Raw genomic sequence first — 16,206 nt, forward strand, 5'->3', positions numbered from 1 at the left:
CCGGGGCGCCCGCACGGTCGACGGCGTGCGGGCCCGCCCCGATGACCGCCTCCGTCAGTCCCCGGTGCTGCCGTCGATGGCCTCGCGCAGCAGATCGGCGTGGCCGTTGTGGCGGGCGTACTCCTCGATCATGTGGGTGTGGATCCAGCGCAGGTTGAAGGGCTCGTCGCCGCGGTGGCGGTGCTTGCCCTTGGCGAGGTCGTCCAGGGCGAAATCGGCCGCGTGGCGGCGGGCGGCGGCGATCTCCTCCTGCCAGGTGGCGTACGCCTGCTCCCAGGTGTCGGCCGGGCCGGTGCGGAAGTCGCCGTCGAGGTCGTCGTCGGTGTAGTGGATCGGCGGGGCGTCCTCCCCGGCCAGCACCCTGCGGTACCAGCCGCGCTCCACGTCCGCCATATGCCGTACCAGCCCCAGCAGGGACAGTTCGGACGGCGGCACCGACTTGGTCCTGAGCTGCTCGTCGGTGAGGCCCTCGCACTTCGCCGCGAGGGTGGCGCGGTGGTATTCCAGCCAGCCGTCCAGCATGGTGCGCTCGTCGGCGGCCCGCGAAGGTTCATTGCGTTCGATGGTCATGGGGGCCATCCTCACCCGAGGCGGCGGGCCCTGGCCACGGCTTATCGGGGGCGGGCCGGAATCCGGGCGCCGGAGGTGTCCGCGCAGGTCAGCCGTTGTCGCCCAGCAGCCCCGCGAGCAGTTCGCGCACCCCGGCCCGCAACTCCGCGAGGTCCGGCACCTCGGCGCTGTAGGAACCGGCCGCGCAGGTGAACATCAGCCCGTCCGCCCAGGCGATCAGCGAGAGGGCGTGACGGGCGGGGGCGGTCGAGCCCAGGGCCGCGACCAGCGCGGTGAGGTGGGCGCGGAAGACGGCGCCGGTCGCGTCGTAGAAGGCGCGCAGTTCGGGGCGGCGGGTGGCCTCCAGGGCGAGTTCGTAGCGGGAGATCAGCAGGTCGCGGTGGTCGGTGAGGGTGCGGTGCACGGCCAGCGCCAGCGCGTCGGCGACGGCGTCCCGGCCGCCGCGCGGATCGGGCATCTCCCCGAGGGCCAGGACGCGGGCCTCGCGTTCGGCGTGCCGACGCACCGCCAGCTCCAGCAGGGCCTGGCGGGTGCGGGCCACGTTGGAGGTGGAGCCCTGCGGGAGCCCGGCGGCCTCGTCCACCGCGCGATGGGTCAGCCCCCGCATCCCGCGTTCGGCGAGCAGCGCGATGGAGGTGTCGGCGACCAGCTCGGCCCGGGGGTTGCCGGTGGGGGAGGGGGTGGGAGAGGGGGGCGCGGGAGTGACGGGGGTGGTCGGGGTGGCGGGGGCGGCGGAGGTGGTGGGGGTGGCCGGGGTGGTGGGGGCGGGGCGCTCGGGCATGGAGGCAATCTACCTCTCCCACTACACCTGTAGTAAAGTCGTCACCACAAGGGTCACTACGGATGTAGTGAGCGGGTCGGCGTCCGAGGAGGAGCCATGCGCGGGACACCGGAGGCACCAGGGACATCAGGGGTACCGGAGGCGCGGGGGGCGCAAGGGCGGGCGGGGGCGCCGGGCGCGGTCCGGACCGCCGTGGTCGTCGGCGGGGGGATCGGCGGGCTCACCGCGGCCGTCGCCCTGCACCGGCGCGGAGTGCGGGTCACCGTCCTGGAGCGCGCCCCGTCGCTGGAACCCGTCGGCGCCGGGATCTCCCTCGCGCCCAACTCCCTGCGCGCCCTCGACACCCTCGGACTCGGCGACGAGATCCGCGCGCTGGCCGCCTGGCAGGGCGACGGCGGGGTGCGCACCCCGGGCGGGCGCTGGCTCTCCCGGTCCAGCGCCGACGCGGTGGCCGAGCGGTTCGGGGGACCGCTCGTGCTGCTGCACCGCGCCACGCTCATCGACGCCCTCGCCGCCCGGCTCCCCGAGGGCACGGTCCGCACGGCGGCCGACACCGCCCTCGTCGACCCCGGCGACCCGGGTGATCCGGGCCGCCCGGCCCGCGTCCGTACCGCCGAGGGCGACGAGACGGCGGCCGACCTGGTGGTGGCGGCCGACGGCATCCAGTCCGCCGTGCGCCGCGCGCTCTTCCCGGACCACCCCGGGGCGGTCTACGCCGGGTTCACCACCTGGCGGATCGTCGTCCCGCTGCCCGGCGTCGCCTTCGCCGCGCACGAGACCTGGGGGCGCGGCCGGATCTGGGGCACCCACCCCCTCAAGGACGGCCGTATCTACGCCTACGCCGCCGCCCTCGCCCCCGCCGGGGAACGCGCCGCCGACGAACGCGCCGAACTGCTGCGCCGCTACGGCGACTGGCACGACCCGATCCCGGCGGTGCTGGCCGCCACCCGCCCCGAGGACGTCCTGCGCCACGACGTCCACCACCTCGCCGAGCCGCTGCCCGCCTTCCACCGCGGCCGGGTCGCGCTGCTCGGCGACGCCGCGCACGCCATGCCGCCGACCCTGGGCCAGGGCGGCAACCAGGCCATCGAGGACGCCGTCGTCCTGGCCCACCACCACACCGACCTCGCCGCCTACTCGGCCGCCCGGCTGCCGAGGACCACCCGCATCGCCCGCCAGGCGGTACGGGTCTCCCGCCTCAACCTCACCGCCGGCCGCACCGCCGTCGCCGTACGGGACACGGCGCTGTCGGCGCTGTCGAGGATCGCCGGGCCCGCGCTCTTCCTGAAGGGGTTCGACGGCATCGCCGACTGGCGCCCGCCCCAGGACACGCCCCAGGACCCGGCCCAGATCCCGCCCCAGGATCAGTCCCAGGGCCCGGCCGCGGGGCCCACCCCAGGATCCGGCCCCGTGGCCGGAGACCGCCGCGGCCGACCCCGTATGCTCCGATCAGACGACGGCGGGCGAACGCCTGAGCGACTGACTGACTGAACGACTGATTGACTGAACGACTGAACGACTGACTGACCCTGGGGAGATGGCGTGAAGGTCGGCTGCATCGGACTCGGTGACATCGCGCAGAAGGCGTATCTGCCGGTGCTCGGCGCCCAGCCCGGGATCGAGCTGCACCTCCAGACCCGGACGCCCGCCACCCTCCACCGGGTCGCCGACGGACTGCGCCTGCCCGCCGCGCAGCGCCACACCACGCTGGACGACCTGCTCGCCCAGGACCTGGACGCGGCCTTCGTGCACGCGCCGACCGCCGTGCACCCCGAGATCGTGACCCGGCTGCTGACGGCGGGCGTCCCGACGTACGTCGACAAGCCGCTCGCCTACGAACTCGCCGACTCCGCGCGCCTGGTGACCCTCGCCGAGGAGCGCGGGGTGAGCCTGGCCGTCGGCTTCAACCGGCGGTACGCGCCCGCGTACGCGCAGTGCGCCGAGCATCCGCGCGAGCTGATCGTGATGCAGAAGCACCGGGTCGGGCTGCCCGAGGAGCCCCGCGCGATGATCCTGGACGACTTCATCCATGTCGTGGACACCCTGCGCTTCCTGGTGCCCGGCGAGATCGAGGACGTCACCGTGCGGGCGCGGGTGCTGGACGGACTGCTCCACCATGTGGTGCTCCAGCTCGCCGGGGACGGCTTCACCGCGCTCGGGGTGATGAACCGGCTCAGCGGCTCCACCGAGGAGATCCTCGATGTGTCCGGGCAGGACACCAAGCGCCAGGTGCTCAACATCTCCGACGTCATCGACCACAAGGGCCAGCCCACCGTGCGGCGGCGCGGCGACTGGGTGCCGGTGGCCCGCCAGCGCGGTATCGAGCAGGTCGCCCTCGGCTTCCTCGACGCGGTGCGCGCCGGGAAGACCCTCAGCGCCCGTGACGCGCTGGCGACGCACGAGATGTGCGAGCGCGTGGTGCGGGCGGTGACGGAGCGGCCTGCCGCCGGGTTCTGAGGGGGTCCGTGCGGGGAGGGCGGGGGCGCTCTCAGGGTCCCCTGGCGCGCGGGCCGGTCGTGAGCGGGTGGGGAGTCGGTACGGGGAGGGCCGGGGTGCTCAGCGTCCCGGGCGCCCGGGCCGGTCATGAGCGGATGGTGCGGGCGGCGCGGGCGGTGCGTCCGGTGCGGGAGCGGCCCGCCGGTTTCTGTTTCTGATCGCCCGCAGTGCCTCCGCCGCCCCCAGCCCGGCGAGCACCAGCAGCGCCGCGTGTACCGGCCAGGCGCCGTGGCGGACGTACGGGGTGACCCCGGCGGCGAGCGGCACCTCGTACACCCGGGACGCGCTCGCGTCCGTGCCCAGCGGGGCGCCGACCCGGGTGCCGTCCGGGCCGTGGACCACGGAGACGCCGGTCAGGGTGGCGTGCACCATCGGGCGGCCGGTCTCGGCGGCCCGCAGCGCGGTCAGCGAGGCGTGCTGCTCGGGCGCCCAGCTCTGCTGGAACGTCGAGGTCGCCGACTGGGCGACCAGCACCTCCGCCCCGGCCGCGGCCAGCGCCCGGCTCATGTCCGGGAACGCCGACTCGAAGCACACCATCGGCCCGATCCGCAGGCCGCCGCCGGTCGCCATCACCACCTGCCGGGTGCCCCGCACCCGGTCCTCGCCCGCCGCCTCGCCGACCGAGGTCGCCCACCCCAGCAGCGACCGCGCCGGGATGTACTCCCCGAACGGCACCAGCCGCATCTTGTCGTACCGGTCCCCGGTCGGCCCCCCGTCGTCGACCAGCACCGAACTCTTGTAGATTCCCGGGAGCCCCGGCCGCCGCGCGTCCACATTGACGAGGATCTCCGCACCGGTCCCGCGCGACAGCGCCGCCAGCCGCCCGGCCAGATCGGGCCGCTCCCCGAGATCGAACCCGACACTCGACTCCCCCCACACGATCAGCTCCGCACCCCGCCCGGCCAACTCCCGCGTCAGCGCCTCCGCCCGGTCGAACCGCCGGTCCCCGCTGTCGGCCCCGCCCACCACCCCGGGCTGGACGACGGCCACGGCGACCCGTTCCGCCACCTCGGGGTGCGGCGCCCACGCCCAGGCCGCCGAGGTCGCGGCGGCCGTGGCGAGCAGCCCGGCGAGGGCGGGCACCCGGCCGGCCCGCACCGCCACCAGCGCCGTGACCGCCACATTCACGGCGACCAGCAGAAAGCTCAGCAGCCACACCCCGCCCACCGAGGCCAGCCGCAGCGCCGGGGCCGTCTGCCACTGGCTCGCCCCGAGCATCCCCCACGGCCCGCCCAGCCCCTGCCAGGACCGCACCAGCTCCACCGCCAGCCACCCCGACGGCAGTACCAGCAGCGCCGCCCCGACCCGCCCCGGCGAGGGCGTCCCGCCCAGGAACCGGCGCACCAGCCAGCCCCAGGGCGCCCAGAGCGCGCCCAGCAGCGCCGCGATGACGAAGGTAAAGACATGCAGATTCGGCAGCAGCCAGTGATGGACACCCAGCATGAACCCGAAGCCGCCGCACCAGCCGTCGTACAGCGCCCGCCGCCCGGTCGGCGCCCCGCGCGCCAGCAGCAGCCACGGCACCAGCGCGACCGGCGCCCACCACCACAGCGCCGGAGCCGGAAACGCCAGCAGCGGCAGCGCCCCCGCCCCGGCCGCGACGACCGACCGCCGCCAGTCGGAGCCGAGCAGCCGCCGCGATGAGGTCATACGACGAGTGTGACCCCGCCGCCGGATCGAGGTACAGGGGACCTTGATCGCCCCCACCCACATCAAGCCACGTCAGCTCCCTCGGGGCCCTCCTCATGGCCCTCCTCATGGCCTTCGTCGGCTCAGGACACCCGCCGCCACTTCTCCCGGACGACGACCTCGCTCAGCCGCCAGCCGTCCCCGGTGCGGACCGCCCCGAAGGCGTAGCGCCCGCCGCAGATGAAGTCGGGGACCGCCGAGGCGCCCATCGGATTGACATAGTCGGCCTGCACCCGCGCGGTGTCCCCGGTGTCCCGCTCCAGGATCTCGAACCGCACCCTCCGGTTGACGATCAGATGCTGCCGCACCGGGAACACCCGCAGATGCTCCGCGAGCCACTCCGACACCGCCCGCGCCCCGCCCTCGATCCCGCCCGCCGAACGGTAGTCCGCCCGGCCGTCGGCGGTGAACAGCCCCCGGTACGCCTCCCAGTCACCGTCGTCGACGGCCACGGCGTAGTCGGTGATCAGCCCGTCCACGGCCATCCGGTCCATCAGGGTCGCCAGCTCCACACGCTGCGTCACCTGATCAGTGTTGGACACGGGGAGTGGGGAGCCAAGGGGCGTGCAGGACATTCGGGGAGGGGGGCGGCTCCTCCGGTGGAGCCGGGAGCCGGGGCCGGGGCCGGGGTGCGGGGGCGGGGTTTCGGGTGCGGGGGGGATCATGGGGCGGTCGGTCGAGGACGCGGGGTGGGGAGGGACAGGGATTGCGGGTTCTCCTCTCCCGCGACGGCGGACTCCCGCACGACGGTCCGCACGGGGAGCGCTGGTGGCACCTGGTGGACGCGTCCTGCTCCGAGGTTCGGGCCGCCGGTTTCTCGCCCTCCGGACGCACCCTCGCCGTGGCGACGGGCAGCGAACTCTCCCTCTGGTCGCAGGTGCAGGGCCCATCCGTCGAAGCGGGGCCGGCCGGTGTCCGTGCCGGTGAGGAGGGTGCGGGGTGGCGGGGGTCCGCGCCGGGGACTGCTCGATCACGGACGCGTCCTCCATGGCGGACGGGCGCGGGGAGGCGGCGCCCGTACTCTTGATCGAGTCTGCCGGGAGCGAAGCGGACAGATAGGTCGAAATGGGGAGAGATGGGGGGAGCCCGTATGGCGCAGCAGCCCGTCACCGTGGTCACCGGTGGCAGTCGGGGGATCGGGGCCGCGACCTGTCTGCGGCTGGCCGCGGACGGGCATGACGTGGCCGTCGGGTACGTACGGGACGAGCGGGCGGCGGAAGGCGTCGCCGACGGGGTGCGGGCGGCGGGGCGGCGCTGCGCGGTCGTCCGGGTCGACACCTCCGTCGAGAGCGAGGTCGACGGGCTCTTCGAGCGGGCGGAGCGGGAGCTGGGCCCGGTCACGGGACTGGTGAACAACGCGGCGGTGACCGGCCCGCTGGGCCGCCTCGCGGACACGTCCACCGACGATCTGCGCCGGGTCGTGGACGTCAATCTGCTGGGTACGCTGCTGTGCTGCCGCCGTGCGGCCCGGTCGATGACCGGGGGCGGTCGCGGGGGCGGGGCGATCGTGAACGTGTCGTCCGCCGCCGCCTCGATCGGCAGCCCCGGCGAGTACGTCCACTACGCGGCGACCAAGGCCGCCGTCGACGCCCTCACCCTGGGCCTCGCCAAGGAACTCGGCCCCGACGGGGTGCGGGTCAACGCGGTGGCGCCCGGCGTCATCGACACCGAGATGCACGCCGCGATGGGGGACCCCGGGCGCGCGGCCCGGATGGCGGCCACGACCCCGCTGCGCCGCCCCGGCGACCCCGCGGAGATCGCCGCCGCCATCGCCTGGCTCCTCTCGCCGGAGTCCTCCTTCACGACGGGTGCGGTGCTGCGGGTGTCGGGCGGGCGCTGAGGGCGTGCGGTCAGCGGGCGCCCGCGGTCGCGCGGAGGCGTTCGAAGGCGGTGGGTGTGGGCCGGTCGTCCAGGAAGTCCCTGATGAGCCGGGCGCAGGCCGCCGGGTCGGTCGTACCGGTGTCGCACTCGATGTCGTAGACGCCATGGGCGTGGACCTGCGCGAGCTGGCGGGCGGCGAGACCGGGCGGGCGGTCGCCGCGCAGCCGCTCGCGGCGCTCCAGCTCGGGCAGGGGGCAGTGCACGCCGACGAGGACGACATCGCGCGGGGAGAAGAGGGCGAGGCAGTCCTCAAGACGCCAGTCGGCGCTCAGCACATGGTCCATGACGATGTGGTTGCCGGCCGCCGCCATGCCCGCGACCGCCCGGTGGTAGCCGCGCCAGGTGCGGTGGAGCAGGAGGTCCAGGGACTCGGGCGGGACGGGGACGGGGGAGCGGAGCGCGTGGAAGGCGTCAACCGGGAGGTGGAAGTACGGCTCGTCCAGGATCGGGAGCAGCTCCGCGGCGATGGCGGATTTGCCGGAACTCGTCGTTCCGTTCAGGAAGATGATCAGGCCCTGGCGGGGTGGGGCGGTGGTGAGGTGGTCCATGGGGGGAGGGTGTCACGCGGGGTGTCGCGGCCGACGGCCGGTGCCCGGTGGGCCCTGCGCTGATCGGCCCTTCCTTGAGCGGCTCTTCGCCGGTCGGTTCCGCCTGGCGCGGTTGTGCGTGGCGCGGGTGTGCGTGGGCCGGTACTGCCCGGGTCGGCTTCGGCCTCGCCCTCGCCTCGTCCTACGCCGCCTCGACGATCTCCCCGCGCACCGCCGCGGCCCACTCCACCACCAGCAACTCGTACTCCGCGCGCTCCTGGACGGACAGCGAGCCGCCCGCGCGCAGCCAAAGGGCCCGGATCTGTTCGTTCAGCTCGGCGGCGGAACGAATGAAACCACGGCGCTCGGAATCTGGGGACATGCGGCAAGCCTAGGGCCAAGCACTGACACAGCGCTACCGCCCGACTACGGCAGCGGACGGGGTTTGGCCGGGACCGGTTGTTCGCATCGGCCCCGCCCCCTCGGGTGGCGGCCTCGACGGGGAGACGGCCGCCTGTGGACCGGCGAGATCCGATCGCGTACCGGCCCCTGGAATTCGCCCGACAGGGGAGCGGGCCGTTTCGTCGTGCCAGGACTTCTCGCTTCGGGCGGGGAGGAGCGCGCTGTCGCGTCTACGCGGCACTTCGTCGCGCGGCGCCCTCGGGCCAGACCACGTCGACAGGTACTCCCGCCTCGCGTGCTTCCAGAACGGTGTCCGCGGTGCCGCCGCCCTTGCCGCTCGGAGGCGTCCCGTCCCAGACGGCAACCAGGCGCTCGGCCTGCTGGAGCAGCGTCCGGTTGGCGTCCTCGTAGGCGCCCCGGTTTGCCGTCTCGTGCGGGAGCACGATGGCCTCGGCGGCTGCGGCGGTGAGCCGGTCGAAGGTCTCGGTGTGGTCGGGCTTCACCTTGCTCTGCCGATAGTCCTGCGAGGGGATGACCGCCACGAGGCGCCCACCTAGTTCGAGCACGGCCTCCGCGAACAACGAGTCGGCTCCCTTCGCGATGCACGACACGCCGGTCAGCGCGGCGGCGTGCGTTTTCAGGACTTCACGCAGGGCGTCCCGTACCAGGGGGACGCTGGCGTCTGTGAGGTCCATGTGCCCGGTCACGGCAATCGTGGTCACGACACTCCTCAGTTGGAAAGTACTTCGTGGAGTCCGCTGCGCGCTGCGGACACGGGCCGACCGGGTGCGCGTTCTGCTTCGCTCGGGCGGGGTGTTCGTCGTGCCGGTACCGGCTACATCTCCGTGACCGGCTCCGCGCCGTGCGCCTGTGCGATGGCGTCGATCCGACGCGCGAGATCGAAGTCGTCCGCCGTCAGTCGGTGACCGGCGTCGTGGGTGGTGATCCCGAAGCGGATCGTCCCCCAGCGCAGATCGATGTCCGCGTGGTGGCCGATCAACCGCTCCACGTCCGCGACATGCACGATCATCGCCACCCCGCCGTGGTAGCGGATCGCGTAGGAGCGGGTGATCTCGTCGCCGTCCCGCCGCCAGCCCGGCACCTGGCCCAAGGCGGTCTCGATCTCGCTCTCTGACAGCGGCGCCGCGTCCGTCCGACACGGTCAGCTCCCTCCGATCGCAGGGGCCAGCACCTCTCCCGGATCCTGGCCGACCGGAGCATCCTGCCACGGCCGCATCGCCCCCTGAAGGGTCACCAACTCCCGCCGCATCCTGGCCGACAGGGTCTCGACCGCGATGTCCGCGGCGCACCGCGCGATCTCCAGCGCCTGCTCGGGCTCACCGGCAGCGGCTGCCGCAGTGGCGTGCCGGGCGAGGTACACGCCTCGGTCCCGGCGTGCCGTCTCCAGGACGATCCGAAGGACCTGCCCCCACCGCCGTCCGGTCGAGGGTGAGGCCAGCGCCGTGGGTCTGTTGCTCCATCGCCATGATCCGGACCTTCGGCATGAGCCGCCGCCCGTCCTCAAGGGCCGCCCTGCACAGATCGGTGCTCACCTGAGCCGAGTTGACCGGGAAGTAGCCGATCAGTTGAGGATCACGGGCGCGCATCGCCATCTCCTGAGTGATGCCCCGCCCGAAGGCGGCGCCGTCCATTGCGCCCGTGTCCTGGAAATCCGGCCTCGGGTCAACCCGGCAAGTGGCTACGCAGCCGCTCACCGTCGGTCGCAGGATCAGGGGCTGGCCATCGACGAGCGGTTCAAGGTCGGCTGGGGCCGCCGGACTGCTCCGTAGCCTCTTGCCATCGCGTCCTTCTCGCCTCGCGCGAAAGAGGCACCGTTGCTGTGCGGGTACGCTCGCCGCATGATTCGCGCTGTGATCTTCGACGTCGGCGAGACGATCACGCGGGATGACCGCTTCTGGGCGGCGTGGGCCGACTGGCTCGACATCCCGCGCCACACCGTCTCCGCCCTCGTCGGCGCCGTCGTTGCCCAGGGCCACGACAACGCCGAGGCCCTGCGGATGCTCCGGCCCGGCATCGACATCCCAGCCGAGTACGCCGCCCGCGAGGCAGCGGGGCGGGGTGAGCGCCTCGATGAGAGCGACCTGTACGAGGATGTCCGCCCAGCGCTCGCAGCCCTCCGTGCCCTCGGCGCCCGCGTCATCATCGCGGGCAACCAGACCGCCCTCGCGGGTGATCTCCTTCGCGGTCTCGATCTGCCCGCCGACCTCATCGTCACCTCTGGCGACCTCGGCGTGGCCAAACCGGAGACGGAGTTCTTCGCCCGCGTGCTGGCCGCCGCTGACCTGGACACGGCCGTGAGCCTGTACGTCGGCGACCACCCGGCCAACGACATCGCTCCAGCGAGGGCGGCCGGACTGCTCACCGCGCACCTGCGGCGCGGGCCCTGGGGGCACCTGTGGGCCGATACCCCGGAGGCAGCGCAGGCGGACTACCGCATCGGCAGCCTCGGCGAACTGGCCGGCATCGTCTCTGGCTGACCCTCCACGACGTACCCCTCACGCCGCTACGGTGGCCCTGAACGGACAAAGGGGGCAGCATGTCTGCGCGCGAGGTCGGCAAACGGATCGCGTACTACCGCAGTGTCCACCGCCCGCCGCTGACGCAGCGGCAGGTGGCCGACACGGCAGGGGTCGCACTGGGCACGATCCGCAAGATCGAGCGCGGTGAGCGCGGGGCGGGCGTCGCCGTCATGGACGCTATCGCCGATGCTCTCGGAGTGGACCCGAGCGAGCTGTTGTCCGACCGCGATGCGGCGCGGACCCGGGTGCGCGACGCGCTGCCGTCCCTGTCGCACTCCATCGCCGCGTACGACCTCCCCGACAACGGCCCGGTACGACCACTCGCCGCACTGCACGGGGCAGTCGAGGAGGCCGAGGGCTGGCGGCTGGCGGCGCGCTACACGCCGATCGCCCGGAAGCTCCCTGCTCTGCTCGCCGAGTTGCTGCGCGGCTACAACTCCGCGCTGGGCAGCCGGAGCGACTGGTCGGCGCTGGTCGTCCGTGCCGCCCGCAGCGCCGATGCGGTCGCGTACAAGTTCGGCGCCCGCGACCTGTCCGCCCGGATGATCGAGCTGATGCGGTGGGCCGTGCCGGAGTCCGGCGACCCGCTGCTCGCGTCGTCCGTCGCCTACGTGCGCACGGAGACCTTCTTCGCCGCCCGCGCCCACGCTGTCGGGCTGCGTGCGCTGGAAGCGGCGATCGATGCGTCACCGGCCCCGGACGACGTGCCGACCGCCGCGTCACGCGGGGCCCTCCACATGCGGGCGGCGGTCATCGCCGGACGAGCGGCCGACGCCAGTGCCGCCACCCTTCATCTGTCCGAGGCGCGGAAGCTGGCAGAGAATGTGAAGGAGGACGTCTACCTGGGCACCGCGTTCGGTCCGGATTCCGTCCGTATCCACGAGGTCTCGGTCGCGGTCAGCCTCGGCAACGACCATGTGGGCCGCGCCCTGGAAGTCGCCCGGGAGTGGAAGCCCCCCACCTCGCTGCCCGCCGAGCGCCGGTCGGGCTTCTACATCGAGATGGCCCGCGCCCAGCTCTGGGCGGGTCACCCCGATGCGGCGTTCGAGGCGCTGAAGGTCGCGCGGGAGATCGCGCCCCAGCACACCCGCGAGCACCCGTGGGTGCGGCAGGACGCTGCGACGCTGCGGCGGCTGAAGCGGGCGGGCGTGGATGACCTGACCGCCTTCGCGGAGTGGTGCGCCGCCACCTGATACCGGGGTACCCCGCGCTGGGGTACTTGTGCCCTTCCCGACGGGCCACCATCTGTCTCACGCGCAAAACCGAGCAGATGGGACCGGGACCCGGGATGTCAGACGAGCCCCTGCCCCCTCCGACGGTCGTGAGTCACAGCGTGAGCATCGCCCGCCTTCACGGGCTGGCCTGCTTCCACTGCGGAGTCGTCTCCGGTCCCTTGCGCGAGGCAGGGAGGGTCGTGATACGCGGCGCGACTCGCGTGTGGGCAGTCGTCACATGCGGGTGCCGTGAGCGGGATCCCTCTGCCGGAAGGAGCCCCCGGCGACCGCCGTCACGGTCCCGGGGCATGGCCGACCACGAAGGAGTCGACATGCCGCACGGTACCGCCCGGCCGCCCGAGGGGGCGACCCCATGATGAGCACCACCCATGACATCTCAGCCGAGGCGCTCAGCCTCCTCGAAATCCCAGCGCTGGACACGCTCACCGTGGACCAACGGCGCGGCGCCGTCTGCGTCTGGGGCGCCGACGAGAAGCCGCTCACCGCCGAGACCGCCGTCGACCTCGGCGAGCGCAAGGACGGCACGGGCCGCTGGTTCCCCCGAGCCTGCCGCGCCCACACCGGGGAGCGGGCCTACCGCGCCCTCATGGACCACGCCGGGCTCTGCGAGCAGTGCACCGACGACGCGGGAGGCTGCGACGACGCGTCCAGCCTGCGCCGCCTCAGGCGTGAGGGACGCCGATGACCTGCCGGCGGTGCGGAGAGCCCATCACAGAGGGCGAGCCCTACCGGCTCGACAACCCGGGCGAGTCCCGGGACGGCTGCGCGGTCTACCTCCACAAAGCCCAGTGCGAGGGCACGTACCCGCGGACCCATCCCGACGTCCGCCGATGACCGCCGTCCGTCCCTCAGGTCGGCGAGGGGCGGACGGCATCGTCCGCGGTCCCGGCCGGTGCGCCCCGTCCCGGCCGGGACCGCGCTCAGCGCTCGTGCAGCAGATCAGATCCGGGAGCGGTACGCCCGGCTCCCGGCCGAGGCTCAAGCCCCTCTACGAACCCCCGGTCACAGCCACTCGCCGCTAGCTGATCCCGGCCGATCCGGAGCGCCCCCTCAGCCCGCCGACTCCGCCGCGTGCGGGCTCAGTACGCCCGTCATGACCAGCACGATGATGATGATCCCGAGGGCGATCCGGTACCAGACGAACGGCATGAAGGACTTCGTGCTGATGTATTTCATAAACCATGCAATGACGGCATATCCCGTGGCAAAAGCGACAATCGTCGCGAAGATGGTCGGGCCCCAGGTCACATGCCCGCCCTCCATCGCGTCGCTCAGTTCGTACAGGCCCGAGGCCAGGACCGCCGGGATGGCGAGGAGGAAGGAGTAGCGGGCGGCGGCCTCGCGGTTGTAGCCCATGAAGAGGCCGCCCGTGATGGTCGCGCCCGAGCGGGAGACGCCGGGGATCAGGGCGCACGCCTGGCAGAGGCCGAAGATCAGGCCGTCCTTGGCGTTGAGGTCCTGGAGGCCCTTGCGCTGCTTGGGGGCGCGATGCCGCCCGCCCGTCTCGTCGCGGGCCGCCATCCGGTCCGCGATGCCGATGATGATGCCGACGACGATCAGCATCGTCGCCGTGATCCGCAGATCCCGGAACGGCCCCTCGATCTGGTCCTTGAGCGTCACCCCGAGCACACCGATCGGGATCGAGCCGATGATCACCAGCCAGCCCATCTGGGCGTCGTGGTCCCGCCGCCACTCCTTGCTGTAGAGCGAGCGGCACCAGGCGAGCACGATCCGGCCGATGTCCTTGCGGAAGTAGATCAGCACCGCGGCCTCCGTGCCGACCTGGGTGATCGCGGTGAAGGCCGCCCCCGGGTCCTCCCAGCCGGAGAACGCCGCCGTCAGCCGCAGATGCGCGCTGGAGGACACGGGAAGGAATTCGGTCAGCCCCTGGACGAGTCCGAGGATGAGTGATTCGAACCAAGACATGAAAGTACGGAGTCCAAGTGCCGATCGTGCAACGGGCTACGGACACACCGACACTCGCCCATGCGGGTGATCAGGTGTGGTGGAGGCAGCGTAGCGTCCCGCCGGGCGCCCGCCCCACACAGGGGCTTCGTACGTCCTTTCCCCGCACGGCCGTTGTCCGTCCGGTGCTTGCCCGTCGCGGTCGGTCGGTCCCGCCTCCAGCCCTTCCCTCTGCCTCATGCCGCCGCCGTCGGTCCCGCCCCCCAGCCCTCCCCCCGGCCTCACGCCGCCGCCGTCGGCCCCGTCACCCCCCACCCCGCCGCCTGCGGTCGTGCCGTGAGGTCCTCGTGGTGGACCTGTTCGCCGCACGCCCGGCACACCACCTGCGGTGACAGTTCGTGGCCGCAGCGGTGATCGATGATCATCGGGCGGTCGCCGTCCGGACGCAGATGGCGGTCGCCCCACGCCATCAGTGTCATGAGCACCGGCTCCAGTTCCAGCCCGGCCTGCGTCGGCCGGTACTCGAACCGCTGCGGGCGCTCGCTGTACGCCCGCTTGGTGAGGATCCCGGCGTCCACCAGGCGGCGCAGCCGGGTGGCGAGGATGTCGCGGGGGGCGCCGATGTTCCGTACCAACTGGTCGAACCGGCCATTGCCGAGGCAGACCTCGCGCAGCACGAGCAGCGAGTACTTCTCACCGACCAGGGCGAGCGCGTCGGCGATGGAACAGGGGCGGGCGTCTTTTCGGGCGGCCATGGGGTCAGTGTAGTGAGGGTTTGATTTTCCAACCAGCAGAGCTAGGGTGGGTTGGGAAATCCTACTTACCGAAGCCGTCGAGTACCGGCGTGCGGGGTGCCGCGCAGGCGTCGCCGCCCGGCCGGGGAGGGCCGCACATGCGTGACGCAGTCGTCGTCGAAGCCGTACGCACCCCCATCGGCAGGGGCAGACCCGGCGGTGCCCTCGCGCACCTCCACCCCGTCGAACTCCTCGCCCACACCCTGCGCGCCCTTGTCGAGCGCTCCGGCATCGACCCCGCGCTCATCGACGACGTCATCGGCGGCACCGTCGACCAGGTCGGCGAGCAGGCCATGAACACCACCCGGTACGCCGTCCTGTCGGCCGGGTTCCCGGAGAGCGTCCCCGCCACCACCGTCGACCGGCAGTGCGGCTCCTCCCAGCAGGCCGTGCACTTCGCCGCCCAGGGCGTGCTGTCGGGCGCGTACGACATCGTCGTCGCCTGCGGGGTCGAGTCCATGAGCCGGGTGCCGATGTGGTCGAACGTGCCGCCCGGCGCCGATCCCTTCGGGCCCGGGGTCGCCGCCCGCTACCCGGAGGGCCTCGTACCGCAGGGCATCAGCGCCGAGCTGATCGCCGCCAAGTGGTCCCTCGGCCGGGAGCGCATGGACGCCTTCGCCGCCGACTCCCACCGCAGGGCCGCCGACGCCTGGGCCGCCGGACGGTTCGACGCGGAGGTCGTCCCGCTGGACGGCGTCACCCGGGACGAGTCCGTGCGGCCCGGCACCACCCCCGAGATCCTCGCCGGGCTCCGGCCCGCCTTCCGGGACCCCGGGTTCGCCGAGCGCTTCCCGCAGATCGAGTGGAACGTCACCGCCGGCAACTCCAGCCCCGTCAACGACGGCGCCTCCGCCGTGCTGATCATGTCCGGCGACACCGCCGCCCGGCTCGGTCTGCGCCCGCTCGCCCGGCTGCACAGCTTCGCCGTCACCGGCTCCGACCCTCTCCTGATGCTCACCGGGGTCGTCCCCGCCACGGAGAAGGTGCTGCGCCGGGCCGGGCTCACCCTCGGCGACATCGACCTCTTCGAGGTCAACGAGGCGTTCGCCAGTGTCGTCCTGACCTGGCAGCAGGAGACCGGCGCCGATCTCGGGCGGGTCAATGTCAACGGGGGTGCCATCGCGCTGGGGCATCCGCTGGGCGCCAGCGGGACCCGGCTGACCACCACACTGGTCCACGCCCTGCGCGAGCGCGGGGCGCGCTACGGGCTCCAGACCATGTGCGAGGCGGGCGGCCTCGCCAACGCGATGATCCTGGAGGCTGTCTGAGGCGGCCCGAGTGCGGGTGCCTCTGCCCGCCGGTGTTCCCGCCTGCCGGGGTCCCGCGGGTCGGCGTCCCTGGCGCCGGGATCCTGCCCGCCGGGGTCCAGTCCCTGGCGTCCGCGCG

At 73.2% G+C, this 16,206-nt stretch carries 18 protein-coding genes; 7 read left to right on the forward strand and 11 right to left on the reverse strand.

The features are described 5' to 3' along the window. Positions 1-54: 54 nt before the first annotated feature. Together AB0O01_RS28445 and AB0O01_RS28450 are read right to left on the reverse strand one after the other, a co-directional pair. The gene (locus AB0O01_RS28445) at positions 55-570 is read right to left on the reverse strand and encodes a DinB family protein (protein WP_365317720.1); all 516 of its coding nucleotides are present in this window, start codon (positions 568-570) and stop codon (positions 55-57) included. 88 nt (positions 571-658) lie between these two features. Next, entirely contained in the window at positions 659-1,351 is a 693-nt protein-coding gene (locus tag AB0O01_RS28450) for a TetR/AcrR family transcriptional regulator (protein WP_365317721.1), read from the reverse strand. Between the two features lie 96 nt (positions 1,352-1,447). Here AB0O01_RS28450 and AB0O01_RS28455 point away from each other — a divergent pair, with 96 nt between their 5' ends. Continuing rightward, entirely contained in the window at positions 1,448-2,842 is a 1,395-nt protein-coding gene (locus AB0O01_RS28455; RefSeq protein ID WP_365317723.1) for an FAD-dependent monooxygenase, read from the forward strand. A 51-nt stretch (positions 2,843-2,893) separates the two neighbouring features. Further along, positions 2,894-3,808 carry a Gfo/Idh/MocA family oxidoreductase gene (locus tag AB0O01_RS28460; protein WP_365317725.1) on the forward strand — a complete coding sequence of 305 codons (915 nt, stop codon included), beginning with the start codon at positions 2,894-2,896 and terminating at the stop codon, positions 3,806-3,808. 99 nt (positions 3,809-3,907) lie between these two features. On the opposite strand, the gene lnt is transcribed toward AB0O01_RS28460, so the two are convergent. Both lnt and AB0O01_RS28470 read right to left on the reverse strand, forming a co-directional pair. After that, a complete protein-coding gene (gene lnt / locus AB0O01_RS28465) occupies positions 3,908-5,497 on the reverse strand; it encodes an apolipoprotein N-acyltransferase (RefSeq protein ID WP_365317727.1) in 1,590 nt (529 codons plus the stop codon). A gap of 122 nt (positions 5,498-5,619) precedes the next feature. Then, positions 5,620-6,060: a nuclear transport factor 2 family protein gene (locus tag AB0O01_RS28470; protein WP_365317729.1), complete on the reverse strand. Its 441-nt coding sequence runs from the start codon at positions 6,058-6,060 to the stop codon at positions 5,620-5,622. 566 nt (positions 6,061-6,626) lie between these two features. Here AB0O01_RS28470 and AB0O01_RS28475 point away from each other — a divergent pair. Next, the gene (locus AB0O01_RS28475) at positions 6,627-7,376 is read left to right on the forward strand and encodes an SDR family oxidoreductase (RefSeq protein WP_365317730.1); all 750 of its coding nucleotides are present in this window, start codon (positions 6,627-6,629) and stop codon (positions 7,374-7,376) included. Positions 7,377-7,386: 10 nt separating this feature from the next. Here the strand turns inward: AB0O01_RS28475 and AB0O01_RS28480 are convergent, their stop codons facing one another. The 5 genes from AB0O01_RS28480 to AB0O01_RS28500 all read right to left on the reverse strand — a co-directional run bounded on the left by AB0O01_RS28480 (position 7,387) and on the right by AB0O01_RS28500 (position 9,727). After that, on the reverse strand, positions 7,387-7,965 hold the full coding sequence (locus tag AB0O01_RS28480; RefSeq protein WP_365317732.1) for an AAA family ATPase: 579 nt from the start codon (positions 7,963-7,965) through the stop codon (positions 7,387-7,389). Between the two features lie 181 nt (positions 7,966-8,146). Continuing rightward, positions 8,147-8,326 (reverse strand): hypothetical protein, encoded by a 180-nt coding sequence (locus tag AB0O01_RS28485; RefSeq protein ID WP_365317734.1) that lies wholly within the window; start codon positions 8,324-8,326, stop codon positions 8,147-8,149. A 250-nt stretch (positions 8,327-8,576) separates the two neighbouring features. After that, a complete protein-coding gene (locus AB0O01_RS28490) occupies positions 8,577-9,068 on the reverse strand; it encodes a hypothetical protein (protein WP_365317736.1) in 492 nt (163 codons plus the stop codon). Between the two features lie 113 nt (positions 9,069-9,181). After that, on the reverse strand, positions 9,182-9,484 hold the full coding sequence (locus AB0O01_RS28495) for a 4a-hydroxytetrahydrobiopterin dehydratase (protein WP_365318013.1): 303 nt from the start codon (positions 9,482-9,484) through the stop codon (positions 9,182-9,184). A 24-nt stretch (positions 9,485-9,508) separates the two neighbouring features. Continuing rightward, entirely contained in the window at positions 9,509-9,727 is a 219-nt protein-coding gene (locus tag AB0O01_RS28500) for a hypothetical protein (protein WP_365317738.1), read from the reverse strand. Positions 9,728-10,205: 478 nt separating this feature from the next. Here AB0O01_RS28500 and AB0O01_RS28505 point away from each other — a divergent pair, with 478 nt between their 5' ends. From AB0O01_RS28505 to AB0O01_RS28515, 3 genes are all read left to right on the forward strand, one after another. Then, positions 10,206-10,844: an HAD family hydrolase gene (locus tag AB0O01_RS28505; protein ID WP_365317739.1), complete on the forward strand. Its 639-nt coding sequence runs from the start codon at positions 10,206-10,208 to the stop codon at positions 10,842-10,844. Positions 10,845-10,903: 59 nt separating this feature from the next. Then, a complete protein-coding gene (locus AB0O01_RS28510; protein WP_365317741.1) occupies positions 10,904-12,079 on the forward strand; it encodes a helix-turn-helix transcriptional regulator in 1,176 nt (391 codons plus the stop codon). Positions 12,080-12,473: 394 nt separating this feature from the next. Next, positions 12,474-12,806, forward strand: coding sequence for a hypothetical protein (locus AB0O01_RS28515; protein WP_365317742.1), 333 nt, complete (start codon positions 12,474-12,476; stop codon positions 12,804-12,806). A 365-nt stretch (positions 12,807-13,171) separates the two neighbouring features. On the opposite strand, the gene AB0O01_RS28520 is transcribed toward AB0O01_RS28515, so the two are convergent. Further along, on the reverse strand, positions 13,172-14,047 hold the full coding sequence (locus tag AB0O01_RS28520) for an undecaprenyl-diphosphate phosphatase (RefSeq protein ID WP_365317744.1): 876 nt from the start codon (positions 14,045-14,047) through the stop codon (positions 13,172-13,174). A 260-nt stretch (positions 14,048-14,307) separates the two neighbouring features. Then, positions 14,308-14,781, reverse strand: a complete 474-nt coding sequence (locus tag AB0O01_RS28525; RefSeq protein ID WP_365317746.1) for a helix-turn-helix domain-containing protein — start codon at positions 14,779-14,781, stop codon at positions 14,308-14,310. A 137-nt stretch (positions 14,782-14,918) separates the two neighbouring features. Here AB0O01_RS28525 and AB0O01_RS28530 point away from each other — a divergent pair, with 137 nt between their 5' ends. Continuing rightward, positions 14,919-16,088, forward strand: a complete 1,170-nt coding sequence (locus AB0O01_RS28530) for a thiolase family protein (RefSeq protein WP_365317747.1) — start codon at positions 14,919-14,921, stop codon at positions 16,086-16,088. The last annotated feature ends 118 nt before the right edge of the window (positions 16,089-16,206 follow it).

The sequence above is a fragment of the Streptomyces sp. NPDC093252 genome, assembly GCF_040683675.1.
Classification (GTDB): Bacteria; Actinomycetota; Actinomycetes; order Streptomycetales; family Streptomycetaceae; genus Streptomyces.